Raw genomic sequence first — 25,600 nt, forward strand, 5'->3', positions numbered from 1 at the left:
TTTAAATTTTATTATTTTACTTCGATCACAAATGGATAGGTATTGACCTGTCCGTGAAACTTGAATTCAGCCCAAAGCTTATAAATACCCGGCTTATCAAATTGTGTTTCAAATACAGTTTGATCATTTGATACTGGATGGACATGGATAAATTTCTCTCCTGCTTCATCTAAGATGACAACATGACCTAATGCACCTAAATACTCTTCAGGTTTCTCACCACCCTTTACATCAAAGTTAAGGGTAACCTCTTTGTTCACCTCGAATGAACGAGTGGTTAATTCAACCGTTTGGCCATTGATCGTCTTGGTGAAATCCGTATCCGGAATGAGTTCGTTACCGCCGTGCGCATGATGCGCTTCACCAACCTGCAACTCAATAGGGATAATCGCATATGGAAGTCCTTTTGGCTGGATATCAACGAAAGCCTTATAAGAATTATCTGCTAAATTCGCCTTCACTTGATAGGTTCCTTCGCCCTTTTGTTCTGGATGTAAATGATGGTACTCTTTTAAGTCTGAGCTTACGACAATCAAATGCATATATTTTTCATGAGAAACTTCCAGTTCCGGAGCATGATTATTTTTATCTTTTAATTCAATGGTGATTTCTCCATTTGCATAGGATACTTTTGGTGTAACCTCGCTAGTAGCGCTTGTACTGTGATTCCCTTGCTCTTGATGACTATGTTGATGATCGCTTTTTTCCCCCTGTTCAGCAGTTGCATGATTATTGTGTTCCTCTGATTTTGAATTATAACTTGCATACACACTGTAACCAGCAATGACGACTCCAAGGTATACGATAGCTGAAACCGCCCAAATCATGATACTTTTTTTCATATAAGCATTCTCCTTTTCTACATTAAGCTTTTAACCTAATTCTCTGAAGTCTGAGTGCGTTGAGAACAACCGATACAGAACTAAATGCCATTGCTGCACCGGCTAACCATGGTGCCAAGAAACCTGATGCTGCGATTGGAATTCCTATGACGTTATAAGCAAGTGCCCAAAAAAGATTTTGCTTAATATTTGTGATTGTCTTTTTACTCATGAAAATCGCGTCCGCAATACTCGTTAAATCCCCGCGAATAAGAGTAATATCTGCTGCTTCCATAGCAACGTCAGTTCCTGTACCGATTGCCATCCCGATATCCGCTGTCGCAAGTGCAGGAGCATCATTAATTCCATCTCCTACCATGGCTACTTTTTTACCAGCTTGTTGAAGCTTTTTCACTTCTTCTGCCTTGCCTTCAGGTAATACTTCCGCTATGACATTCTTAATTCCTACTTGATCCGCAATGGCTTTTGCTGTTTGAGTATTATCACCTGTAATCATGACTACGTCTAATCCCATGCTATGCAAACGGGAAATGGCTTCCTTAGAGGTATCCTTTATGGTATCCGCAACGGCAACAATACCTGCATAGCGCCCATTGATAGCTACTAACATGGCTGTTTTTCCTTGCTTCTCCAGCTTCTCCATTTTTGCTAATTCATCTTGTACTTTGATATTTTGTTTTGCCATAAGTCTACGCGTACCAATGAATAATTGTTTACCATTCACCGTTGACTGTATCCCGAAACCAGGAATAGCTTCGAAAGTATCAGATGAACCAAGGTTAATTCCTCTTTTCTTTATACCCTCAACAATTGCCTCTGCAAGTGGATGTTCCGAGTTTCTTTCAGCTGCACCAACAAGAGTGAGAAATTCATTTTCATCGATACCTTCTGCTAAAATAACATCTGTTAAAGAAGGTTTTCCGTTGGTAACTGTACCTGTTTTATCAAGGATAATCGTATCTAAGCGATGAGTCGTTTCAAGGTGTTCTCCACCTTTAAATAAAATCCCAAATTCAGCTGCACGGCCTGAGCCAGCCATAATCGAAGTTGGTGTTGCCAGACCCAATGCACAAGGACAAGCGATCACTAATACAGCAATAAATTTCTCAAGTGCATCCGCAAAATCGCCAGGATTTACAGCGAAATACCATACAAGGAACGTAATAATGGCGATTCCTACTACGATTGGCACAAATATTCCTGATATCACGTCTGCTAAGCGCTGAATAGGTGCTTTAGAACCTTGTGCTTCTTCAACCACCTTAATAATTTGAGCTAAAGCTGTATCTTTACCCACTTTTGTTGCTTTAATTTTCAAGAAACCATTTTTATTAATCGTAGAACCAATAACGAGATCTCCCATTGTTTTATCAATCGGAATACTTTCACCCGTTAACATCGATTCGTCAACCGCCGATTGACCTTCCACAATCTCGCCATCAACCGGTACCTTTTCACCTGGTTTCACATAAACAATATCCCCTTCTAAAACTTCCTCGATTGGGATCATCATCTCTTGACCATCGCGAACGACTGTTGCATTTTTCGCCTGCAGCCCCATTAACTTTTTAATCGCCTCAGACGAACGCCCTTTAGCTTTTGCCTCAAACAGTTTCCCTAATAGAATTAAGGTAATCAAAACAGCACTTGTTTCATAGTAGAGTTCTACCATGTGAGCGCCGGATCCAATTGAGCTAATACTTAAATATAAACTATAGAAATAGGCAGCTGATGTACCGAGTGCAACAAGCACATCCATATTTGCACTCTTATTTCTTAACGCCTTATAGGCTCCCACATAAAACTGTTTACCAACGATGAATTGTACTGGTGTTGCCAAAGCTAATTGAACCCAAGGATTCATTAACATATCTGGCAGCCAAATAAACTGTGTAAATTCAAAGTGGCTAACCATCGCCCATAATAACGGGAATGATAAAATAGCAGAGAAAATAAACTTTCCTTGCTGCTTTTCAATTTCTTTTTGACGATGGTCAACTTGTTCTCCTGCATTTTCTTTCTTCTGTTCAAGGGTATACCCGAGCTTATTAATAGTCTCCTTCATTTCAGAGACAGAGACCTGCTCTGGGTTATACTCGACAACGGCTGTTTCTAACGCTAAATTGACAGTTGCTTTTTCAACGCCCTCTAATTTGTTTAATCGTTTTTCAATTTTATTCGCACAAGCTGCACAGGTCATTCCTGTTATATCAAATTCCACTTTTTCCATTACAACATCATAGCCTAAAGACTGAATTTTCTTTTGGAAATCCTGGTCAGATACTACTTCTGGATCATATTTGATGGTGGACTTTTCAAGGGCTAAATTAACATTAGCGTCTTTTACGCCCTCCATTTTTTTAAGTCCCTTTTCAATTCTTATGGCACATGCTGCACAGGTCATTCCAGTTATCTGCAAGGTTGTTTCTTTTACTTCATTACTCATTACTATTCACCTCTTTTATACTGGTAGGGGGTATATTTTAATGTTAAAGATAACGTGCTTTTCTGGCACGTTATCTTTACATCCTATTCAACATCGTAGCCCTGGTCATCAATTGTTTCTTTGATCTTGCTTAAGGAAACTTCAGCAGGGTTAAATATAACATCGACTGTTCCTTCTGCTAAATGAACCTTAACAGAATGAACACCATCAAGTTTTCCAACACTACCTTCAATTGAATTTACACAATGACCACAAGACATTCCATTAACCTTCAAAGTAATGTTTTCCATTCATAATCACTCCTATTTATTTTTTCATTAATTTTTCTATAGTTAAAAGAACTTCATCTAAAACTTCTGTATCACCCTCATTTATTCGTTCCAATACACAAGTTTTTAAATGTCCCTCTAGAAGAATTTTTGCCACACTGTTTAATGCAGATTGTGTAGCTGAAATTTGCGTAATAACATCATCACAATAGGTATCTTTTTCGATTAAACCTTTTATTCCACGAATTTGACCTTCAATTCGATTTAAACGAGTAGCCAAATTTTGCTTTACTTTATCGGAATGATGGCTCTTTCTTTCATTAGACAGATGACAAGCATCATTCATTTTTTCTGCCATCTAACCTCACCTCCATGCTTATAATGTACTATACCCCCCTATAGTATGTCAAGGTGTATAAAAAAGTTCCCCTGAAATAAATTTTAATGACTTCTTCTAATCGACTGGCTTCGATTTGCGATTCATCAAACACTAACCTAACTTAGCTGGAGTTAACTGTTATACAGGAATCATTATGACACTTTTCTTAATTGATTTTTTTCCTCCAAAATAGAAAAAGAATGCTTGAGAGGAAAATTATAAACACAATTAAATACATACTGTATTTTGACACATAGAAATCAACTATAGCCCAATTTTCCCCTAGTTTTCTTCCTAAAGTGACAAAAGTAAAACCCCATAGAAAGGCACCAGTATAAGCAAAAACAGCAAATTTTTTAAACGAAAAACTATTTAATGCGGCAACATAGGCAGTAAGATGGCGAACTCCAGGAATAAAATAGCCAATCAATATAAGAACAGGTCCAACTTTGAGGAATAATTTTTGGGTTCGATTGATCTTTTTTTCAGTTATATGAATTTTTGGACCAAACTTTCTTATTAAAGGCAATCCGAATTTATATCCAATATAGTAGCTAAGAGAAATTCCCCCCATTGCCCCCACAAAAGCACTTAGTAAAGAAGGTATGTATGATAATGTACCTTGAAACACTTTATAACCAACATAGGTTAGAAGAACCTCGTCAGGTACTGGGATGCCAACAATTCCCCCAATTAGCACAATGATGATTCCGAAGTAACCAAAATGTGCAATAAGGTAATCTATATGCTGTTCCATTTTTTTATCCCACCTTAAAAGGGTATATTTATGTATGTGAGTTATCATAACAACTTAAACTATTATTGCTCACAGATAACGATTAATATGAATTGAGGTCTGTTTATGAATTTAAAAAAGGAACTTTTCACTGCATTTATAATAAGTTTTGTCTCACTTTTGTGCTTTACCATCATGGCTCTTCTTGTTAGTAAACATACAATTATTAATTTCGACAGAATCATCATTTATTATGTGCAAGGTTTGGAAGCTCCATGGTTAACAAATATCATGAAAGTATTCACGTTTATTGGTGGTACGATACCAGCTGTGATAATTTCGCTTCTGTCCATTATAATCCTCTATAAAGTCTTTAAGCACCGTTCGGAACTTGTTTTATTTATTGCTGTTATCTTAGGTGCTAATATTCTATTTATAACATTAAAGCAGTTGTTTCATAGGGCACGTCCAGATTTACATCGCTTAGCCGAAGCGAGCAATTACAGCTTTCCTAGCGGCCATGCAACAATGGCGTTTGCGTTATATGGTGTTCTAACATTTTTACTCTGGCGACATATTTCTACACACCTAGGAAGAACCGTATTAATTATTATTAGTGTATTTATGATTGTCGTCATAGGAATTAGTCGGATTTATCTGGGAGTTCATTATCCTAGTGATATAATAGCGGGTTATTTTATTAGTGCCTTTTGGCTTACCTTAGCTATTGGTTTTTATCAAAGATATAAGGAACGAAAATACCAATTGAAACAAGAATAAGGAATAGTCTCAATTTGAGGGCTATTCCTTATTTACATCAGTTATATACGGAGAATTAACATAAGCAATGCAGAAATAATTGCGAGTAAACTACTGACACCGAAAGCTGTAAAAGCTCCAAATGATTGCCATAAAAACCCTGCCAAAACGCTTGCAGGCAATGCAGCTATACCAGTTAATGCGTTAAATGTTCCCATTGCTATTCCTCGTTGTCCTTGTGGAACCAAATCTGCAACATAAGCCTTTTGAATACCTTCAGTAGTCGCATAGTACAACCCATAAATAAAGAATAATATCCAAATACCAAAGACAGTGTGTACTAGGCCAAAGCCTAGATAAATGAGCGCAAACATTATATAACCTGTAATTAAAACTGGTCGGCGACCGATTCGGTCAGAAATCATACCAAATGGTGTCGAGAAGATACTTGTAACTATGTTATATGCAAAATAAGTCAACGGTATATACTCGGCTGCCATACCAACATCTTTCGCTCGTAAGATAAGGAAAGCATCGGAGAAGTTCCCTATGGTAAAGAGCGTAGTTATAAGTGTGAACCAGACAAAATGTGAACTTAGCCCCTTAAAGCTAATCTTAGGTATCATTTTGCTTTTAGTTTTGATAGGATTTCTTCTATCTTTTAAGAAGAATACAAGTAGCAAGGTTGCAATTAATCCAGGTATTGCAGATAACCAAAATACAGCCTGATAACTCCCATTCCATTGGGTAAGAATTAAGTATGCGACAAAAGGTCCAAGTGCTGCACCCAATGTGTCCATTGACCTTCTAAATCCAAATGCTTTTCCACGTTCTTCTTTTGAAGTGGTGTCGGCAAGAATAGCATCACGTGGGGATGTACGAATTCCTTTACCGAAACGGTCTGCAAACCGAATAAAGAGAACTTGGCCCCATGTTGAAGATAGTGCGAAAAAAGGTTTTATCAGATTGGAGAGACCATAGCCTACGACCATTAACCATTTTCTTTTACCAAATCGGTCAGAGATCCATCCAGAGAAAAACTTTAAAACACTTGCTGTGCTCTCAGCAATCCCTTCGATAATACCCACAGTCCCGACTTGTACATGTAATACCGATGTTAAATATAGTGGGAGTATTGGGACAATCATCTGACTAGAAAGGTCTGTCATTAGACTCACCATTCCAAGGACAAAAATCACCGAATTTAATCCGAAAAATTGTTTTTTCGATTGACTTTCAGATTCCATAACTCACCTCTAAAGTTTAATCTATAATATTTCCGCCCCTAATCGGTAAAAACAATTCCACTGTCTTCCCGGTTCCTTCTTTGCTTATAATATTAATTTCACCTTTATGCAATTTCATCATACTTTTTGCAATGTTTAATCCTAAACAATAGCCCCCGTTAGTGGCTCAAACTTCCGAACTAACACAGAAAGATGCTGGTAAAGCTATAGAAGCAATTTTCAATTCTAAAGTGAATAAAAGCATTGATTTACTGAATAAATTGAACATGTCTTTTTTAGGATGATTAAAGAAAAAATCCGCCTACATCAAAAAAACATCGAAAAAACCGATGTTTTTCTAATTGTATTATTTTGAAACACTTTGTTGTTCAGTTTTAGGGACTAGTGGAATTCGGTTGTAGGTACTAATAATTATCCGTGCAATTGGTCTAAATACAGAACTAAATGCATATACAAATCTACTTGTAATTAGTGCTACAATAACGCTTGCTAGTACATCAAAAGGATAATGATGCCCTACATATACACGAGAAATTCCTGTTAAAATACCAAATAAGAGCATTCCAAATCCAATTTTACGATGCTTTCGCCATAATACCGCAAGTGCAAGAGAAAATGCACCTGTTGAATGATCGCTAGGGAATCCCGAATCTTTTGCATGCTGAATCAATAAATTAACTTGATGCGTTACAAATGGACGTGGTTCATAATAGATATGACCTAAGATAAAATTAATAATTAACCCCAATCCTCCAGTAATTGCAGCAAATACAACTGTATATTTATATTTTTCCTTCCCAATAAACCACATGAGAAGTAAAACCAACGCATAAATAAGCAAGGCATCTTTAGTTACGAAGACCATCAGACCATCTAAAAAGTGGTGATGTCCTGCATTTTGATTAATAGCTTGAAATAATTTGTAATTCATCTAAACCCCTCAATCCCCCTTCATCTAGAAATGAAAGTAAAAAATCAAAATTAAAAACGAAACACCCATTAAAAACTGGGCAACTTAAGTATAGCCATTTAACCTTACTGTTTTCTGAATAAAACATTAAAAGATCCTTAAAATGAAAAAACAATGGAGCAAATGACTTTGTAACAAAACCTTTTGAAATTGATGAACTTTTAGCGCGATTTAGTTACTGTTTATGAAATAAAAATCTTAATCTCATTATTCTCTATAAACAAGAGCAAGATATAAAAAAATGACCGAACTTATGAGGTCATTTTTTTATATCTTAATTATTTAAATGGATAGAAATAAAATGTTAAAACAGCAACTAAAATTCCTGTAATGACTCCAAAGAACACTTCAGCGGGTTTATGTCCTAACAATTCTTTTAATTTTGCTCTGTACTCTGTTTTCTCTAAATTGGGATCTTTAAGAGCTTCAATTAAACGATTGAAATCAACTAGTAATTTATTTAAGACTTCTGCATGATAACCAGCATGCCTTCGAACCCCAGTAGCATCGTGCATCACGATTAGGGAAACCACAAGGGCTATTGCAAAATCATTTGAATAAATACCCGAAGTTATTCCAACCGCCGTAGTCAAAGCGATAATTGTAGCTGTATGAGAACTGGGCATACCACCTGTACTAAACATCAATTTCCATTTTAATTCCCTTGATGTTAAAAAATGAATTGGGATTTTTACAAATTGAGCAATTAGCATACCCAAAAGAGAAGCTAATATAGGATAGGATAATAACATTTTTCCTCCTAATGCTTAAAAAGATAAGTCGAAGTTCTAATTACAAAAAACGTTTAGAATATGATCAATAAATATAAATATTAATTCTACTTCTCCTTTACCATTGTTTGTTGTAACGTTCACCGCACCGGTTATGAGAAGTTTTTTACCGGAATCATAGGAGGACTGTCACCCTACAATTTCCTGCAACAATACCTTTTTTAGGTATAAGCCAAATTGACGGTTCTGGGACTATAATTCGTCAATCCTTGAATAGGCCATACCTTTTCTTGATAGTTCTTTAAAGACTTCTTTTAATGCATGGATGGTATTCAGTGGAGCATCTTCATCCGCACCTATAGTTTCACCACTATCATGCAGAAGGATGACATCCCCCTTTTTTATTTTCTGTAGCAGCCTTGATTTAACCTTTTCACTGCCCCCTTGACTGCGCCAATCTTCCGCCATGACCGACCAATGGATGATCTTATATTGTTTCAATAGAAGCAAATCAAATATCGTTACTAATCCCCACGGCGGACGATAATAAATGGGACGTTCCCCGGTAATTTTTTCGATAATGGAAGCCGTCATTCTTAAATGCCTTCGAAGCGTCCACGGAGCCATAACCCAATTGGATTTGTGCACGTAATTATGCATTCCAATTAGATGTCCCTCTGAATGAATTCTTGCAATCACCTCCGGGTACTTTTCCGATTTAGAACCAACTACAAAAAACGTTGCTTTGATATTGTTTATCTTTAACAAATCCAAAAGCTGCGGCGTATAAACTGGATGGGGTCCGTCATCAAAAGTAAAAGCAATCTTCTCAGATGATTCTTTCCGCTTTAATACCCCGATCCCCATACCGGCCGTTAGGATAAACGGAATTAACCAGTACAATGTCAGTAAGAAAACCACCAGAAGAAGAATCTTAGTCATTTAATGCACGCTCCTTTATTTACTTAATAACTAAGCGAATACATAAAATCCTTTATAGGATACTGGTTTTCCTTTGTACGATTAATCGCCTCAATGACTTCAACCAATGCAAACGCAGCTTCTTTAGGATGAAATCGTTTTGAATTCTCCCTCATCTCTTGAAGTAGTTTTACATTGCACAGTAATTTTGTTAAAAGATTGGTTAATTCATGCTCATTTTTGGCCTCTATTGCTACACCGGAACGAACTAAAAATTTAGCGTTATCCTGCTCTTGACCAGGAATTGGTTTATAAAGCAACATAGGCAATTTCATGGCAATTGCCTCAAACGTAGTGACTCCTCCCGGTTTTGTAATCATAACATCGGAAATGGCCATGATCTCGTGAACATAGTGTATATAACCAGTCACATGAACAAGATGTTTGGAATCCTTAAGCATTTCTTTCAATTGCATTTGCAGTTTTTCATTATACCCACAAACAATAAATAATTGTACTTGCTTGGGTATTTCTTCAAACCTTTGAAATGTGGAACCCCCATCACCAATCAGGCCATAACCGCCTCCCATTACCAAAACCGTAGGCATATGACAATCTAAACCATACTTCTCGCAAATTTTCTCGCGGTTAAAAGTTTGAAAAAATTGCTGTCGAATCGGAATCCCTGTAACTGTAATCTGATCGTCTTCCACACCTAATTTTATCAGTGCTTCACGAACTGCTTTAGAGCCGACGAAATATTGATCTGTATTAGGATAAATCCAGCTGCTATGATTGGTATGATCAGTAATCGTTGTCACGGATATCACATTGATTAAACCATAGGATTTTAACTTTGATATTACAGCGGCCGCTAATGGAAAGGTACTGACTACAACGGTTGGCTGAACTTCATCGATTAAGGTTTTCATTCGTCCAATTCCAGTTGATAAAATCTTCTTCATCATGTTTGATAAAGTGTTCATTTTGCGTGTTTTTTGATAAATATAGCCATAGATTTCAGGAAAATTTTTCACTCCTTGCAAAAATAAGAAACGGCTAACCTGATTAGAATAGGGGTGGACCCATTCCATAAAATCAACAATCACAGATTCTAGAGTAGGAAATCGAATTTGTATAGCTTCTTGTAGAGCATTGGCTACTTGAACATGACCTGCTCCATAATTTCCAGTTAGAATTAATATCTTTTCCTTTTTTGCTACCTTCATCGATTGCCACTCCTTAAAATGGTATCTTTATACTTATCTCGATATCGAGTACATTCCCTTCCTAATATTAGATTTGCCAACTGTTCTGCCTTTTTATTTATTCGGGTTTTTTAATCACAAACTTAATAAATCTTTGATTAAAAAATATACCTTTAAATATTTAATGCAACAGAAAAAAGAGATCTTGTTTTTCAAAAACACAATTGATTGATTAGGTATTTGAAAAAATTCCTAGTTCGGTAGTGATTAATTCCCTACTTGGGTTACACTTACCGTTTGATTGTTTTTATTTTTGAGTTTATCTGTGACTTTTCTTTAGTCTCTATACCTTAATACATATTTTTTATATAAATCTTTATGGTAGAGAAGATCTTGTCCATGAGAAGAGCTGATTAGAGTTGGCTTGATTTCATCTATAATTGCTCCACTATCTATGTTCTCATTCATATCAACGCTAAATTTTCTAATGGGTGGATGTAAATCATCTTTACTTGTGATAAAAAGGTCCCCTGATAATAGGATGTTATCAAGTTTGTGATGGTAGACGACATGCCCTGGAGAATGCCCGGGTGTTAAATAGTATTGTACAGGCAAGTGTTGAAGTGTTTGCTTTGTTAATGGTTGAACAATATTTGCTACCCCTGTTTTTTCAAGAATACTTTTGTTCGGATAAGGGGCTTCTCCATTGATATAAATCAGTTCCTTCTGATGTGCATAAATGGGAATGTTAAAGTTCTCTAACCACTTTGCAGCACCTTGTATATGATCACTGTGACCATGGGTAAGTAAAATGGCTTTTGGATTTCCTATTGCTAAGGCTGCCTTAATTTGATCATCTACTAATTTTTCTATACCTGTATCAATGAGATAAACATCATCGTTATCCTTAATGAACCAAATGTTAACTGGAATATGGATGGGTACATCGATTTCAAATTCACATTTAAATACATGTTGAGATAGTTGAATCAGGTTCATGTAAAAGCACTTCCTTTAGACTGGTTTGGAATTTTTTGATAAACTTACTATATTAAAAATTAGTTAGTAATGTAATTACGCACATTTTTGTAACTTAAATGAGGTGACTAAATTGGGTAACCGTTTAAATGGGTTTGGAGCCTGTAGTACAGAAGTAAAAAAGGCTTGTCCTATAGAAATGACTTTACACATTATAGGTGGAAAATGGAAAGGAATTATAATCGATGTCCTATCTAATAATTCTGTCAGGTTTAATGAACTTAAAAGATTAATACCAGGTATTTCACAAAGGATGTTAACGTTACAACTAAGGGAACTCGAAGCAGATGGAATTGTGAAGCGCAACGTAGAGAATACAGTACCAAAGAAGGTGGAATATTCTCTTACTGAACAAGGTGAAAAGTTATCTCCTATTATTGCATCTATGAGAATTTGGGGAATTCAATATATGGGTTAAATATCAATTTTTTTGTCAAATGATCAATCTATGCAACTTAAACTAACCTGCCCCGTTACAATAACAAAAAGGCTGCATTTTTATGGCAGCAAATCTTCAAGGAAAAGCACCCGTTAGTGAAAAGTTGAAAATAGTTACTTTTTAAATATTTTCCTTATCAATTCATCACCTAAAAGCAATACTATTGCGCAAATAACTAAAAACCACCAACCGAAACCTTTCCAGTATGTTGTTGCTACAACTGACATTACAAAATACCACGCTAACTTTACTAACCAATATAAATACCTCATTTAAACGACTTCCTAGCAAAGATTTCATATAAGGTATTATCTACACTTTATTTTAGTCTTATTAAACTAAACTGCCCGTTAATGCAATAAGAAAAAAGGGATCGCAGCAACATCCCTTTTCTTGAACTCTTGCACCCGTTAGTTTAAGTGGAATCCTTCACAATCTAATCTACACCTTTAATTTAACTCCAACCCATTAAACGTGTTGCTAAAGAATTTAATGATTAGAAAAAGACGCCTTCTTATTCAAGGAAAGCGCCCGATAGTTGAAGAATAAAATTAAAGCCTCTCCCCAGGTGCAAACCCAATAAAGATTCACTCCCACTGTCATTTCAGCTTTTTTTCAAATGCTTCAGTTTATCTGGATTAACTATGTTGTATAAAGCAGAAAGTTTATCGTCATCGAATTGAAATGCCAATACATAAAAAATTTGATCGTCCGCCTTCATAATCATTCCCGGTTGTCCGTTCACATCCGCTTCCATGACAATCAAATTGGATGGGATTCTACTGTTGACACCCTTTAAAGCGGCGACGGCTCGTTTAATTCCAAAGATAGGACGCAAGTTTGCTTTCACTTTACCTCCTCCGTCGGAATAAATAGTGAAGTCATCTAATAAAATGGACAAAAGTTTTTCGGTGTTGTTGCTTTGAACTGCCTCCATAAAGTCACGCACAGTTTCTTCTTTTTTACTCCTATCCCCCCCCTCTTTGGGGGATAAATCGCCGACTTTTTGTTTCGCTCTGCTTTGGATTTTTCGGCTGTTATCAGGAGATTTACCTATTAATTGCGCAATCTCATCGTAAGAATAAGAGTAAACTTCCCGCAGAAGGAACACCGCTCTTTCCACCGGATTTAAGTTTTCAAGTAGATGTAAAAAAGCGATGGATAACTCCTCATTGGCAATCACCCGGTCTGCCGGATCCTCCCCCTTTCCGTTAATGATCGGTTCCGGTAACCAGGAGCCGACATACACTTCTCTCCTCTTTCGGGCAGAACGCAGGAAGTCAATGCTAAGGTTTGTTGTGACCTTCCATAAATAACTTTTCACATGATGAATCGAATGCAAAGAAACTTGATTCAAATTCAAAAAAGCTTCTTGCACGATGTCTTCTGCATCCGTCACACTTCCCAACATACGATAAGCAAGCGAAAAAAGAGCCGATTTATAAGAAGAGTAAACTTCGGTCATATCAGCCATATTGGTCATTTCATCATCAGGTGGAAGATGTTTAGATTTAGAGCCGTCCGGCATTCAAAGCACACCCTTTTGTTTGTGAGCACCCTGCATTACACTATTTTCTATATTTTACCATAAATTCTGGTCCAATAGGGCTATTCTATCCGTTGGGACGAGATTGTTTCATCTCGTCCCGGTGATCATCTCCCCTTTTTTTGCTTTGCCCAATGCATCCAAACATTGTAACAAAGCAGAGTACTGTTCCTCCTTTTTGTTGGCACGACCGATCGGACTCCCCAGTTTGTTGGGGAAATAAATCGATCGGGGTACTCCTAAAGCATTTGTCGTTTCTGGTAACAGGGTTACTGTGATTGTCGCTATTCCCTGCTTTTCTAATTCTCGTGCAATCAGTCCCACGGACCGATGACAGTGGCTTCAGGCAGGAGTCAGAATGGCCAAATCCACCTGGTCCTTCACAAGACTGCGCGCAACTTCCGGTCCTGTTTTTTCAACTAACGGAGAGGGATCATGAATTCCTCCCTGAAAACTGAAGTGACGCGGAGCGATACTCCCTACTTTACCTTCCCGTTGCAAGCGGTGTAGAGTGGCTAAAGGGAACATGATTTCCAAATCAACCTTTACATCGCTATGATCATAAAATAAATGACTGATCACCGTTTCACTTGAGGGTGTATCTGAGGGAATCACACGATAGGAGCAATCCCCCTTGGAATCGTTCAAGTCAAATGGGGGTTGGCTTTTCAGGATGATGCCTCCCGTTGTAATGAGAGCCACCCGACTTTCCTCAATCGGCCTTTTTAATGGAGTCCAGGGAACATCTCCACTCCTTTCACTGCCCAATTTCATACTTTTCATACTGATTCGATCAATAAATTTGGGGTATTTCTCCACCAATTTACCCATCAATTTCGATTGAGCAAGCTTGAATGCTACCTTTCTACCAAAGCCAACCTTGGAAGATGAATGAATATTTGCCATCAAATATGCCTCCTTTTCATTTTCAACCTGTTTTATCTTTCACACATAGGACGAAATAGGAGGGGGATTTGTGACATGGCTATAAGGATTTATTAAAAAAACCTATCATCAGATAGGCTCTATAAATTACAGGTAATACTTTAAATTCAGCTCTTATTTTGTTATTCGACGAAACCGGGTGCCAAGTCCCCTATGCAGGAGAAAATGTTTCTCTTTCCGATTGTACCATCGTCAGAATCATCCCCCTTTACTTTAAGTACAGGACTTTACAATCTTTTTTTACACCTCATTAAACTCAATCCCTAAATGTGTTGTACATGCAAAAAGACGCCTTCTTATTTAAGAAAAGCGCCTGACTGTTGATCAATGAAATATGCGAAAGAGCCGCAAATATGTGTCCTTATTTATTTAACTAACACACCTGTATAGCCAACCATGAAGCAGTAAAATCACCGCTTCACCATAGAGAATGAAAATGGCTTCACACCGTCAATACTTATAAATCTGCTAGGCGAGGAAGGTCGTTGTACTATATTGCGTTAGGATCATACGCCACTCCAAGAGGATTGCAACTTTCGCAACAGAACAATTTGGCCGAGATGATACGTATCGTGCATCATGATATTGCTGAGTAAACGCTCAATAGAGTACCTGTTAGCTGCATACGGAGCTTTTAACTTTTCATCGTCAAGATCCGCAATGACCGTTTTTAATTTATTCATGACTTCATTAAGGCGCTGCACTGTCTGGGCCCAACCAATTTCGTCTTCTGGATCCCCCGGTTTTCCAAAGGTTTCTTCATTGTCTTCGGGTTTATGCGGATTCTCTGTGCCCTTAATTCGATGGATCACGTCTTCATTCCAAAATATCAAGTGGTTGACAATCTGCCAAATTGAATTGCTGCCCGGACTTGTCCATGCTGCCTCAGCTGCGATGACTCCATCAAGCGCCTGATTTATGGATGCAAACCACTCATTCTCATAGCAATGCATGTCGAGTTGTTCTAAAAACATTTTGGTTACAACTTGCATAAAACCAATCCCTTCACTGTATAGTGTAATCCTTCAACCAAGTGTGTCCCTTCCATATTGGACATACCTTTCTCTCCAGCTTCTAATTCTCTCCAACATGGCAGGGTAATCCGAAATTTCCGGGTGACGATAACAATAATCCTCAATCAATTTCGAAAAAAGCCATTCATACGCATAAAATAACCTTCATTTTCGACTGTCGGCCATATAACGAAAAAATATTCTCAATGAAATACTCCATTCTTTAATTTTGAGAATACAAAAAAACCATGATCACTATGACTTATTCGGCTCATCCAGCTTTTATTCCTTCATCATGACAAATAAAGTACCCTATAGGGCAGACATTTTAAAACCCTCATTTTTGGCTAATGCCAAAACATAATCCAATGCTTCGCCAATCTTTTCCCCCATTGGATATTCGGGAGTACTCGTTGTTAAATCCTTAACACTCGCAATACGCAATAAGCCTTCCAAGTCCTTTAAAAGATCATCTTTTCTTTTTTCACTTCTGCCAGCCAATTGATTTCCATTACAACCTCAATTTTCATTTATACTTCCTTTGATAAGGATTGGGTTTCGTAATTGTATAGTTCGGTATCTTTTTAGAAAATCCTTGTTAGACTCACCTGCCCGTTAGCTTAATAACTTTAAATCGAGTAGAGGGAAAATAAAGTAATTTATTTTCGCCCCTCTCACAACACCGTACGTACGGTTCGCGTATACGGCGTTTCAATTTATATTACAGTGTGAACTTTTAGATAATGTTCTAAAGCAGAGGGTATTCCCCTCTGCTTTAGTCTTTTGTTCGAAATTGCTCTCTGAACAACTTTCGATAATCCGATGAACCGGTAACCTCTCCGACAGAAAGTTAATCCTTTCGCCTCTTCCTCTGGAATCCCCAGTTGAACAAGCGATTTGATTTGTTTCTTCGGTACCTTCCATTGCTTCCAGATGATAACCCTAATTCTGGAGCGAAGCTTCTTATCTATCTCAGTCATTGCTTTTTTCATATTCGAGACTCTAAAGTAATTAACCCACCCAAGTATGACTTGTTTTAGTTTTAAAATTCTGAAGTCTAGTGGTACACTCCAATTTCGCTTTGTTAATTTTCGAAGTTTCCTTTGAAATTTTTGTATTGATACGGCATGAGGTTTAACTTGGTATTTCCCATTTTTAGAATTGTAATAATAACCAAATCCTAAGAATTTCAAGTCTTTTGGACGAGAGATTTTACTCTTCTCTACATTGACAATTAATCCTAATTTATCTTCTATAAATTTCACGATTGATTCCATCACTCTGTTTGCTGCTTTTTCACTCTTTACAAAGATGAGAGCGTCATCTGCGTATCTCACGAACCGTAGTCCTCTTTTCTCTAGTTCCTTATCGAGTTCGTTTAACATTATATTGCTCAATAACGGGCTAAGGTTTCCTCCTTGCGGAGTCCCGACAGGGGTTTCTTCATATTTCCCTTTCACCATGACTCCGCTGACTAGGTATTTTCTGATTAGCGAGATGACATCACCATCATCTATTGTGTTGGATATAATTCGCATGAGTTTATCGTGATGCACTGTATCGAAGAACCTTTCAAGGTCAATGTCTACTACCCAATCATGTCCATCATTCAGAAATTCCAAGCTTTTTATAATAGCCATCTCACAGCTTCTTTTTGGTCTAAAGCCGTAACTGAATTCACTGAATTGCTTTTCAAATATCGGACTGAGAACTTGATGAGTGGCTTGTTGAACTACCCTATCCACTACTGTTGGTATTCCCAACTTGCGCATCTTGCCATTTTCTTTTGGGATTTCCACTCTTAAGGCAGCTTGTGGTTGGTATTTTCTTGTTCTGATGCGCTGACGTAGCTCATCCTTGTTCTCTTTCAGATATTGCTTCAGTTCATCAACTGTTATTCCATCGACCCCACTAGCACCTTTATTTTTATAGACACGCAAGTAGGCTTCATTCATATTTTGATTACTTAGAATCTGTTCTAAAAGTTTCACACTCGTTTCTCCTTTCCTCTCACGTAATAAGTGATAGCTCCTTTTTGGTTATCCTTTGAGATACGCTCATACTTTCCCCATTAACACATTCGGAGTAGGTCACTTATGCATTCGTGGCGTTGAAACACTATAAATTGTTCAGCCCTTCATGAATTACTTCATTACTATGGCTTCTGCTGACTTCTTGCGGCAAACCTTTTTCGACTGTACCTGTGTACATCCGCAAGACCTCCCAGGGTAAGACAACTATCTTTCCTCTTTTACTCGCCTGATTTACCCTACAAAGTTACGCACATCTTTTTGGACTTTGACTTGTTTGGGAGCCTTATCCCTTTGTAGAGCCTTAGTATCAGATTTCTGTTCGTCGAGCCAAGATTTTATTCCACGCTTCCTCCAGCCCTTACCTCACGGTAAGTACCTTGCGCTTCCTTAGTGGTTGGACGATGTGTACCCCCACAGTGGACTTTCACCACCTAGATAGTTGCCATGCCTGGCACACCAAAAAAAGCGTTAATCTTTCTTCGATTAACGCCCCTTTTAGCGACACATTGCTTTTATTCGTATAGACCTCTGAAGATTAAATTCGCGGTCACTGGTTCCCATCCAAGTTCTCGCGCCCTATTGCTGAAAGTCTCGTTATTAAAGACAAGCATCCGTTATTTGAATAATAAGCTCCATGTTTAATTATTTGATAATAAACAAACTATCCTGTTGTTTATGCAGGTTTAAAATGAAGTTTGATTAAAATATACCCTCAAACCCCAATTTAGCAAAAATCAGAGCCTGCTTTTGAAAAAAAGATTGATCAAAACAGGCTCTTAATATATTTTTTATGCCAGAAAATTTTTATGAAAAAGTTTGATCATTTTATACTTCTGTGATTCTATTAAGGACCCAATTCTATACTAGCAGGAGCATTAAGTTATTCAAAACTTGCGCCCAATTGCCTACAAAGAAACAAAGAAAGACATATTTTTAACATGCTCTTCTATGTTCAGTGTAGCTACGATTTCCTTACTGTTTTTAGAGCCCGGCTCCATAATAAGATTTGATCTAACATCTTGGCGACGTAATTAGTATGAAAGTCAGCAGGTTTAAACACTTTAGATTTTGTGAAATCGGTAAAAATGGATAAGGTTGGATGGGCGCTAACTGTCGCGACTGATAATTCCCCTAGGATTCCGCGTAAATGCTCAGCGGCACGAGCCCCGCCTGTAGAACCATAACTTACTATTCCTGCTGCTTTATTGTTCCATTCTTCATATGCTGAATCGAGTGCATTTTTCAATGCTCCGGTTATACTGTGATTGTACTCTTGAACGATAAAGACGAATCCATCCATGCTGGAAAGCTTTGTTTTCCAGGCAATGATCCCTCGTTCTTTCCCTGTTCCCGTTCCTAAAAATGGCAAATTATAGTCGACTATATCGAGAATTTCATAATTAACGTCCTCATGTTGCTGAGCTATTTCTTTTACCCATTTTCCGACTTGTGGGCTTACACGACCTTGACGTGTGCTTCCTAAAATAATGCCAATATTTAGTTTTTTCATATTACTCCTCCTCGTATCGTATTAACTTTCTAATCCACAGTGAGGACAATTTTCCCTCGAACGTGACCGGTCTCTACAGCTCTGTGAGCATTTGCAGCTTGGTGTAATGGAAATATTTGTGAAATAACAATGCGAAGCAGCCCTTGTTCGTACATCTTGGTGAGTTCGGATAACCTTGATACGCTTCGCTTACTACGGATCGGAATGGTTCCAAGCTCTTCTGAAAGATCGAAAGCAACGATTGTACCGATCCGTTTTTTGTCGTGTACAAGTTCTACAGAGGCTCGTAGGGCTTCCTCGCCTGCTGCATCAAGGGCAACATCGACCCCTTTAGGTGCAAGTTCGCGTACTCGTTCAACAAGTCCCTCTCCATATGAGACTGGAATAGCTCCTAAGGAGCGCAGGTAGTCATGGTTACGTGGGCTTGCAGTACCTATCACAGTTGCACCCCATGCTCGTGCTAATTGAACGGCGAACGTTCCAACTCCTCCTGCAGCTGCGTTTATAAGTACGGTGTCTCCTTTACTGATTCCGAGTTCCTGCAGTGCCGTATGAGCAGTCTGCCCTGAAGCGGTGAGTACACCAGCTTCTTCCCATGGCATATTTTTAGGCTTTCTAACGAGTTGAGATGTTGGGACGACCACATATTCAGCATAGCTAAATAGAAGAGACCAACCAATAACTTCATTGCCAACAGAAAAGCTCTCAACCCCATCACCAACCACGTCGATGATACCAGCAAATTCATTTCCTAGTATTTGAGGGTACCGGATTTCCACTCCTGGTGGACTAAAACCTTGACCTCGAATCGCACAGTCAGCGGGCTGTACGCCGGCTGCTTTTACTTTTACTCGAACTTGCCCAATCCCCGGAACAGGAGGATCAAATTCCATTATTTGCAATACGTTCGGTGTTCCTGGTGAATGAAAAGCTACTGCCTTCATTTTCATCAGCTCCTTAAATTTTTTTATGTTATTTTTGTTGATAACTCAATGGTGTTCTATATCCAAATCTAATGATGAAAATCAAGATCAAGCCTACATATGAAAGCGAGAGAATCAAATAAAGATTGCTATAAATTAGTTCGATTGTTGATTTTATCACGTTTGTAGGTACTGTTCCCCATGTATCACTTCACGTATCTGTTTACCTCCTCCCATGTATAGCAGTTCTGTTGTTGGCTAGCTACCTTCATTATATAATTGCAAATAGATAATCAAAAATACATGTTTTGCTATATGTGCATATACTGAATGTAATGAATAGGAGGGAAAACTGGATGGAACTTCTACAACTTAAGTATTTTTTAACCGTGGCTAAATTAGAACATATGACTAGAGCCGCACAAGAACTTCATATCGCCCAACCTGCCTTAAGTAGAACGATTCAGCGCTTGGAAGAGGACTTGGGGGTACCATTGTTTGATCGTAAAGCACGGCAAATTCGTTTGAATCCTTTTGGAAAGGCATTTGAAGCAAAAGTGAAGGCCGCAATCCATTTGCTCGAAGAGGGGTGTCGAGAAGTAGAAGATCTATCAGGCTTAAAACAAGGTCGTATTTACCTGGCAGTTATGAATATGGAACAGGTTAGAGAACCTTTGCAGAACTTTTTGGCTGAACATCCAGAGGTTAATTTCCGGATGTTTCAATCGTCTATGGAGGATTTTCAGAACATAGAAACAAACCATGAAGTAGACTTCTATTTAACTTCGTTTCCGATTCAACAAGAAGGATTCAGTGAAATTCCATTGGTAAAGGAAAAACTCTATCTCGCTGTGCCGCACGGACATAAATATGCAAACCGCAAAGCAATTAACCTTAGTGAAGTATCAGCTGAACCTTTTGTTGGATACAAAGAAAATTCTCCTTTACGGATTATGAATGATGACCTTTGTGATAAAGCAGGTTTTCGTCCGAAGATGGTGTGTGAAACAGAAGATCCAGCTAGTATCGTAGAACTTGTTCGTTCTGGATTTGGTGTTTCCATTGTCGGTGGCTGTAAAAGTGGAGAGGAGCTGAACTTAGTGAAACTGCCAATCGAAGATCCTGCAGGTGAAAGGATTTTTCGGATAGCCTGGCAGAAAGATCGTTATTTATCACAGGCAGCGATTGCATTTCGAGATTTTATCGTCACCTATTTCAGGGATGAAGAACACACAGTAGGAAGCGAGGGTAGGAAAGCATTGAAGTTACGATAGAAGATGACCTATTAGGGTTCGCGCCAGAAAATGCCATTATTTAAAAGCCCAATTTATTGAATATGAGAAATTGGGCTTTTTGTTACTTCACAAGTCAGGCCTGATTGTTGAACACAAGTTAAACAACACTCTTTAACTATACTGCCCCAATAGTTTAATAAGATAAAAAAAGATTGCCGCAGCAATCACCACTTAAACTCTTGCACCCTTTAGTTGAACAAGTAAAATGACATACAATTCCAATGCTTTGCATCCCTTTTTCTTGTACCTTTCCAGCCCTTTTTCCGTAACTCTTTAGCAATTAACATATTAAAAAAACCGTGTCCAACTAAAGCCGCCGATTTATATTCATTAGCATAATCAATTAGCTGTTGCGATGCCTTATTTGCCCTAAATTTTGCTTGATTCAAAGACTCGCACTCGTTTGAATAACCACTGAACCATAGTATTCTTAATACAATTGCCCAGATACTTGGCTTTAATTTCATATTAAATAATTGAGATGCATTAGAAGGTAACTCCGTTTCTCTGAATAAAGGGTCAATAATGATTTCCGTTACTGGATTTAATAATCTTGCAGATTCAACAGCCCTTTTTAAATCACTTGTAATAACAACATTTGCAGTTGCAATTTTTTCAAGGGTTGTCGAGGGATATGTTGACTCTTCAAACACTCCGTTGTAATCATACTTTTCAACCCACTTCTTAAATTCGAAACCACTTATTTTATCATTTTCAGTTAGTAGTGATTTTCCATGTCTAATCAATGATATTTCCATAATTCTTCTCCTAGCATTTACACGTTACTTAATACCATTAACTGTTATTCTATAAAAGAATTAAGAAATCCTTCTTCAACTAACCTGCCCCGTTACTTCAATAAGAAAAAGGACCGCAGCATATACGATCCTTCTTAAACTCTAGCACCCGTTACTTTAAAAAAAGCTGTCGCACTGACAGCCCTGAAATCAACTCTTGCCCCTATTCAGACATTTCTTAACATACTCCCTTTTTTTACTACGAATGTTTTTTAGATTTGTCTCTTACGAAATCAGCAATAATTTTCAATATCAGAAACATTAAAATTGTAACTAAAAAAGAATAGAAGTAGTTCCAATTCTCTAATTTATATAATCCAAAGAAAACAAAAATCGGTATCCCAATGAAACACATTATTGCTGACATAATAACAGTAGCAACAAAATAAGGTTTCCACTTTGAAAAGTATTGATACGTCAAAGCCATAATGACTGGAACCACAGCAAAATCTACTGCATTAAAACGATGTGTAAAAATAAGGAACTGATGTGGATAACTCCAAAAATCAAAATAAGAGCCTACTTCATTTCCGAAACCAACAATTACAAAACTAACCACAAAAGCAAAAGATATTAACAACGTCCTATAACGGTCAATTAAGAGAATGAACAGAATAAAAAATAATACATTTATAATGACGATACTACACCACCCAAGACTAAACAAATCGTGATGAAGCCATATATCTGTTTGAAGTGAATGATATTTGCTACCCATTTTGTCTGTTTGGCTGTACATAAATTTATCCCTTATTAAAGTAATGATATTATCATTACTATAATGCACTTCTTCATTTCTGTTATACTGCCATTTAAGGTAATATTCTTATACTAATCTGCCCCGTTAATGCAATAAAAAGAGTGATTGCCGCAGCATCCCTTTTCTTGAACTCTTGCCCCCGTTAGTGAAATAAGGACATTGTGACTTTATTAAATCTATTTAACCCTAAAAATAATTTACCTAAACAAAATTTTGCTTACTTCATCAACAGATAGAACTTTGGCAAAACGATTATTCCATATTTTATAATTATAGAACTCATAAAGTTTTTCACCAGATAGATACTCATTATCAAAAGTTGTATTTGTTTGTTCTGGAATAATTACACTATATCCATGATCAAATGCACTTTTCAAAGTTGCATCAATACAATATTCTGTTTGAAGTCCTGTCAAAATAATAGTATCTATTTTTTTACTCTCCAAATATTCCTTTAAGCCAGTTTTGAAAAATGCACTATTACATTTTTTTTCAAAAACCCTTTCATCCTTATTAGGTGCTATTTCATTATAAATCTGCCATCCATCAGTACCATATTCTAATTCTTCACCTATACCATCATCGTGCCGAACATATAACACTTCTTTATTAGAATCTCTTGCAATAGAGATAAGTTTTTTGATATTCCCAATTACTTTTTTCTCATTATATGGATGTTCTTTAATCAATGCTGTTTGAACATCAACAACTAACAAAACACTATTACTCATAAAATATCGTCCCTTCACATTTTCTTCTTTGTGTTCTTTCTATTTTCTTTCGGTTTTCTCATTAGCGCCAATAATGCTATAACAAAACAAATCAATAGAATTATATTTAGGACCCAACCGAAACTATCAATATACTGCACTACCCTTCCTCCTCAGATATGTTTTGTTCACTTTAGCATGATTAAGGTATTAGTTGGTTGTTTTCTACAAAAGAAGATAAAAGGTTACAATTTTTTTCATCAAGGTCCGTTTGCTGTAATTCCCATAATAAAACACCACCCTTCCCTTATTACAAAATGTAGAGAAAGGACGGTGCTTAGCTTTCATTATTTATTTTCGTCAAGGTAAGTTAATGTAGCAACACCTTTAAGTGTAATCTTTCACAAAGTACGTTACCAGCCCTTACGCTTACACAAAGAAGTAATATGTGCAAGATGATGTCGCCCGTGCCAAGCGTAAATTCCTATATTTTTACCCACTGAAACTTCACCTGAATCTGGGTGGATAAATGTCTTTTCCAAATCAGCCCTACTTAGACTACGTAAAAGGTTTGTCCAGCGTTTGTGCAATGATTCGAGGAGAGATAGTGAAATATCAATTGGTAATTTATAATCAGAAAGTTCCGCCCATTCAGTTTCATCATATGGCTTTATTACAGGTTTTTCTTCTGTTAGAGCCAATTTAAAGCGAACGTATGCATTCATATGACTATCCGCAAGGTGATGTATTACTTGTCGAACAGTCCACCCTCCTGAACGATAAGGTGTATCAAGCTGTTCATTATCTAAGTCTTTTACAGCATCTTGTAATAATCTTGGTAAATCTTCAATCTCATTTATCCAATCCTTTGTAATGATGTTGGTAATCTCACCATTAAATTGAAATTTTCCAATTGGATATTTCATATCCATCTACTATTCCTCCCATAAAATCACTTGTAATTTTTTGGCTAACTAAATTAAAGGTCTAAAAATATGTAATTCTCCATCTTTTCCTTTAAGTCCTTTACACCTATATTTTTTTCAACTAAACTGCCCCTTTAGTTCAATAAAAAAAAGACCACCTCAATGGTAGTCTGATCTTCAAGGAACGCACCCATTAGTGAAAGAAGGAGGTCTTGGGCTATAGCCCTTTTTAGTTACCCTCCACCACTAACATTTATAATTTCTAATTTCTCCTAATATGTAATTTGAAGTGATTAAAGTTTACTAAATCTATATTCCTCTATTATCTCGAAGCTCGATAATTGTACCTTCAGGAGCTATTAATTTACATAAGCTCCCATTTTCAACTTTATAAATTGCTTCATCATTCTTTAATAAAAAGTCAATACCTAATTGCTTTATATTCTCGACCTCCTTAGGTAGGTCGTCAACCCATAGGCAAAGGTGCACAATTCCTTGGGTTTGAGGAATTTTGCTATTAAGGATCTCTCCTTTTTTTCCAGTTTGAAGTTCTATATAGAAAGACCCTAATCTTAACCAAGAGTTATAGTGCCGACTATGGAAATTGGGAGATTCTTTAATTAATTTAAACCCAAGAACTTCCTTATAAAATTTTAAGGATTCTTCATAATTACTTGTCTGAATGCATATATGGTGAACAAATTTTGAAGTCATTTCTTCTCCCTGGTATAGGTATGAACAGCCTATTTTTATTAAATGAATCTATTATACTAAATAAATTATTGTTAAACTAACCTGCCACATTACTTCAATAACAAAAGGCGATTACTGTTGTTTAGCAATCGCACCAGTTAGTTTAACAAATTTTGCAGAGTTCAGCCTTGTGATTGCTTCTCCATGTGTATTTCACGAATTAATAAAAATAAAGGAAGGCCTAATGAAACACCTACTACAAGCGTACCGACAATCGGCAACTATAAAAACCTCATACCATTTCTTATTCTTTCAAAGAGAATGAACCCGATAAGTACAATTGCTGATACTAAAACATCCATCCATGCAAATGATCCAATACGTGTTTGTGTTATTTCTCCTACTAGTTGATATAAATCAAGGCCATTCTGTATGATCCAAGGAATAAATTAGGAATACGGCAA

Annotated in this window: 26 protein-coding genes and 2 pseudogenes; 3 read left to right on the forward strand and 25 right to left on the reverse strand. The window is 37.0% G+C overall.

What is annotated here, in order from left to right; all coding sequences use genetic code 11:
* Positions 1 to 11: 11 nt before the first annotated feature.
* The 5 genes from ACFPA1_RS21035 to ACFPA1_RS21055 form a co-directional block, all read right to left on the reverse strand.
* The gene (locus ACFPA1_RS21035; protein ID WP_378585243.1) at positions 12 to 842 is read right to left on the reverse strand and encodes a hypothetical protein; all 831 of its coding nucleotides are present in this window, start codon (positions 840 to 842) and stop codon (positions 12 to 14) included.
* A 22-nt stretch (positions 843 to 864) separates the two neighbouring features.
* Positions 865 to 3,288 carry a heavy metal translocating P-type ATPase gene (locus ACFPA1_RS21040; protein ID WP_378585245.1) on the reverse strand — a complete coding sequence of 808 codons (2,424 nt, stop codon included), beginning with the start codon at positions 3,286 to 3,288 and terminating at the stop codon, positions 865 to 867.
* A gap of 83 nt (positions 3,289 to 3,371) precedes the next feature.
* The gene (gene copZ, locus ACFPA1_RS21045) at positions 3,372 to 3,578 is read right to left on the reverse strand and encodes a copper chaperone CopZ (protein WP_378585248.1); all 207 of its coding nucleotides are present in this window, start codon (positions 3,576 to 3,578) and stop codon (positions 3,372 to 3,374) included.
* 16 nt (positions 3,579 to 3,594) lie between these two features.
* Entirely contained in the window at positions 3,595 to 3,915 is a 321-nt protein-coding gene (locus ACFPA1_RS21050) for a metal-sensitive transcriptional regulator (protein WP_378585249.1), read from the reverse strand.
* A 187-nt stretch (positions 3,916 to 4,102) separates the two neighbouring features.
* Positions 4,103 to 4,693, reverse strand: a complete 591-nt coding sequence (locus ACFPA1_RS21055; protein ID WP_378585251.1) for a DedA family protein — start codon at positions 4,691 to 4,693, stop codon at positions 4,103 to 4,105.
* Between the two features lie 105 nt (positions 4,694 to 4,798).
* Between ACFPA1_RS21055 and ACFPA1_RS21060 the strand changes: the two genes are divergently transcribed.
* The gene (locus ACFPA1_RS21060; RefSeq protein WP_378585254.1) at positions 4,799 to 5,452 is read left to right on the forward strand and encodes a phosphatase PAP2 family protein; all 654 of its coding nucleotides are present in this window, start codon (positions 4,799 to 4,801) and stop codon (positions 5,450 to 5,452) included.
* A gap of 41 nt (positions 5,453 to 5,493) precedes the next feature.
* On the opposite strand, the gene ACFPA1_RS21065 is transcribed toward ACFPA1_RS21060, so the two are convergent.
* The 7 genes and pseudogenes from ACFPA1_RS21065 to ACFPA1_RS21095 form a co-directional block, all read right to left on the reverse strand.
* A complete protein-coding gene (locus tag ACFPA1_RS21065) occupies positions 5,494 to 6,678 on the reverse strand; it encodes an MFS transporter (protein ID WP_378585257.1) in 1,185 nt (394 codons plus the stop codon).
* A gap of 16 nt (positions 6,679 to 6,694) precedes the next feature.
* Positions 6,695 to 6,826: pseudogene (locus ACFPA1_RS21070) on the reverse strand (hypothetical protein); the annotation flags it as partial.
* 198 nt (positions 6,827 to 7,024) lie between these two features.
* Positions 7,025 to 7,609: an undecaprenyl-diphosphatase gene (locus ACFPA1_RS21075; RefSeq protein WP_378585259.1), complete on the reverse strand. Its 585-nt coding sequence runs from the start codon at positions 7,607 to 7,609 to the stop codon at positions 7,025 to 7,027.
* 317 nt (positions 7,610 to 7,926) lie between these two features.
* Positions 7,927 to 8,400 (reverse strand): divergent PAP2 family protein, encoded by a 474-nt coding sequence (locus ACFPA1_RS21080; RefSeq protein WP_378585262.1) that lies wholly within the window; start codon positions 8,398 to 8,400, stop codon positions 7,927 to 7,929.
* A 231-nt stretch (positions 8,401 to 8,631) separates the two neighbouring features.
* Positions 8,632 to 9,321 (reverse strand): polysaccharide deacetylase family protein, encoded by a 690-nt coding sequence (locus tag ACFPA1_RS21085; protein ID WP_378585264.1) that lies wholly within the window; start codon positions 9,319 to 9,321, stop codon positions 8,632 to 8,634.
* 23 nt (positions 9,322 to 9,344) lie between these two features.
* Positions 9,345 to 10,529: an MGDG synthase family glycosyltransferase gene (locus ACFPA1_RS21090; RefSeq protein WP_378585267.1), complete on the reverse strand. Its 1,185-nt coding sequence runs from the start codon at positions 10,527 to 10,529 to the stop codon at positions 9,345 to 9,347.
* 315 nt (positions 10,530 to 10,844) lie between these two features.
* Positions 10,845 to 11,507 (reverse strand): MBL fold metallo-hydrolase, encoded by a 663-nt coding sequence (locus ACFPA1_RS21095; RefSeq protein ID WP_378585270.1) that lies wholly within the window; start codon positions 11,505 to 11,507, stop codon positions 10,845 to 10,847.
* Positions 11,508 to 11,619: 112 nt separating this feature from the next.
* On the opposite strand from ACFPA1_RS21095, the gene ACFPA1_RS21100 reads away from it, so the two are divergent.
* Complete coding sequence (locus ACFPA1_RS21100; RefSeq protein WP_378585273.1) at positions 11,620 to 11,964, forward strand: winged helix-turn-helix transcriptional regulator; 345 nt, start codon at positions 11,620 to 11,622, stop codon at positions 11,962 to 11,964.
* 625 nt (positions 11,965 to 12,589) lie between these two features.
* Here the strand turns inward: ACFPA1_RS21100 and ACFPA1_RS21105 are convergent.
* From ACFPA1_RS21105 to ACFPA1_RS21135, 7 genes are all read right to left on the reverse strand, one after another.
* Positions 12,590 to 13,513, reverse strand: a complete 924-nt coding sequence (locus ACFPA1_RS21105; protein WP_378585276.1) for an RNA polymerase sigma-70 factor — start codon at positions 13,511 to 13,513, stop codon at positions 12,590 to 12,592.
* Between the two features lie 360 nt (positions 13,514 to 13,873).
* Complete coding sequence (locus ACFPA1_RS21110; RefSeq protein ID WP_378585279.1) at positions 13,874 to 14,437, reverse strand: glycine/sarcosine/betaine reductase selenoprotein B family protein; 564 nt, start codon at positions 14,435 to 14,437, stop codon at positions 13,874 to 13,876.
* 545 nt (positions 14,438 to 14,982) lie between these two features.
* Positions 14,983 to 15,468 (reverse strand): DinB family protein, encoded by a 486-nt coding sequence (locus ACFPA1_RS21115; protein ID WP_378585282.1) that lies wholly within the window; start codon positions 15,466 to 15,468, stop codon positions 14,983 to 14,985.
* Positions 15,469 to 15,801: 333 nt separating this feature from the next.
* Complete coding sequence (locus ACFPA1_RS21120; protein ID WP_378585285.1) at positions 15,802 to 15,990, reverse strand: hypothetical protein; 189 nt, start codon at positions 15,988 to 15,990, stop codon at positions 15,802 to 15,804.
* 215 nt (positions 15,991 to 16,205) lie between these two features.
* Positions 16,206 to 17,480 (reverse strand): group II intron reverse transcriptase/maturase, encoded by a 1,275-nt coding sequence (ltrA, locus tag ACFPA1_RS21125; RefSeq protein WP_378585287.1) that lies wholly within the window; start codon positions 17,478 to 17,480, stop codon positions 16,206 to 16,208.
* A 1,003-nt stretch (positions 17,481 to 18,483) separates the two neighbouring features.
* Complete coding sequence (locus tag ACFPA1_RS21130; protein ID WP_378585290.1) at positions 18,484 to 19,032, reverse strand: NADPH-dependent FMN reductase; 549 nt, start codon at positions 19,030 to 19,032, stop codon at positions 18,484 to 18,486.
* Positions 19,033 to 19,061: 29 nt separating this feature from the next.
* Positions 19,062 to 19,976 (reverse strand): NADP-dependent oxidoreductase, encoded by a 915-nt coding sequence (locus tag ACFPA1_RS21135; protein WP_378585293.1) that lies wholly within the window; start codon positions 19,974 to 19,976, stop codon positions 19,062 to 19,064.
* Positions 19,977 to 20,311: 335 nt separating this feature from the next.
* Between ACFPA1_RS21135 and ACFPA1_RS21140 the strand changes: the two genes are divergently transcribed.
* Positions 20,312 to 21,229 carry a LysR family transcriptional regulator gene (locus ACFPA1_RS21140; protein ID WP_378585295.1) on the forward strand — a complete coding sequence of 306 codons (918 nt, stop codon included), beginning with the start codon at positions 20,312 to 20,314 and terminating at the stop codon, positions 21,227 to 21,229.
* A gap of 209 nt (positions 21,230 to 21,438) precedes the next feature.
* Here the strand turns inward: ACFPA1_RS21140 and ACFPA1_RS21145 are convergent, their stop codons facing one another.
* From ACFPA1_RS21145 to ACFPA1_RS21170, 6 genes and pseudogenes are all read right to left on the reverse strand, one after another.
* A complete protein-coding gene (locus ACFPA1_RS21145) occupies positions 21,439 to 22,008 on the reverse strand; it encodes a histidine phosphatase family protein (protein ID WP_378585297.1) in 570 nt (189 codons plus the stop codon).
* A gap of 238 nt (positions 22,009 to 22,246) precedes the next feature.
* Positions 22,247 to 22,786 (reverse strand): CBO0543 family protein, encoded by a 540-nt coding sequence (locus ACFPA1_RS21150; protein ID WP_378585300.1) that lies wholly within the window; start codon positions 22,784 to 22,786, stop codon positions 22,247 to 22,249.
* A 218-nt stretch (positions 22,787 to 23,004) separates the two neighbouring features.
* Entirely contained in the window at positions 23,005 to 23,538 is a 534-nt protein-coding gene (locus ACFPA1_RS21155) for a cysteine hydrolase family protein (RefSeq protein WP_378585302.1), read from the reverse strand.
* Positions 23,539 to 23,930: 392 nt separating this feature from the next.
* The gene (locus ACFPA1_RS21160; protein WP_378585305.1) at positions 23,931 to 24,449 is read right to left on the reverse strand and encodes a YfiT family bacillithiol transferase; all 519 of its coding nucleotides are present in this window, start codon (positions 24,447 to 24,449) and stop codon (positions 23,931 to 23,933) included.
* 303 nt (positions 24,450 to 24,752) lie between these two features.
* Positions 24,753 to 25,157, reverse strand: a complete 405-nt coding sequence (locus ACFPA1_RS21165) for a VOC family protein (protein ID WP_378585308.1) — start codon at positions 25,155 to 25,157, stop codon at positions 24,753 to 24,755.
* A 161-nt stretch (positions 25,158 to 25,318) separates the two neighbouring features.
* A pseudogene (locus ACFPA1_RS21170) lies at positions 25,319 to 25,582 on the reverse strand (DUF2834 domain-containing protein).
* Positions 25,583 to 25,600: the final 18 nt, after the last annotated feature.

Source organism: Neobacillus sp. GCM10023253 (assembly GCF_042653105.1).
GTDB classification, from domain to species: Bacteria; Bacillota; Bacilli; order Bacillales; family Cytobacillaceae; genus Neobacillus; species Neobacillus citreus.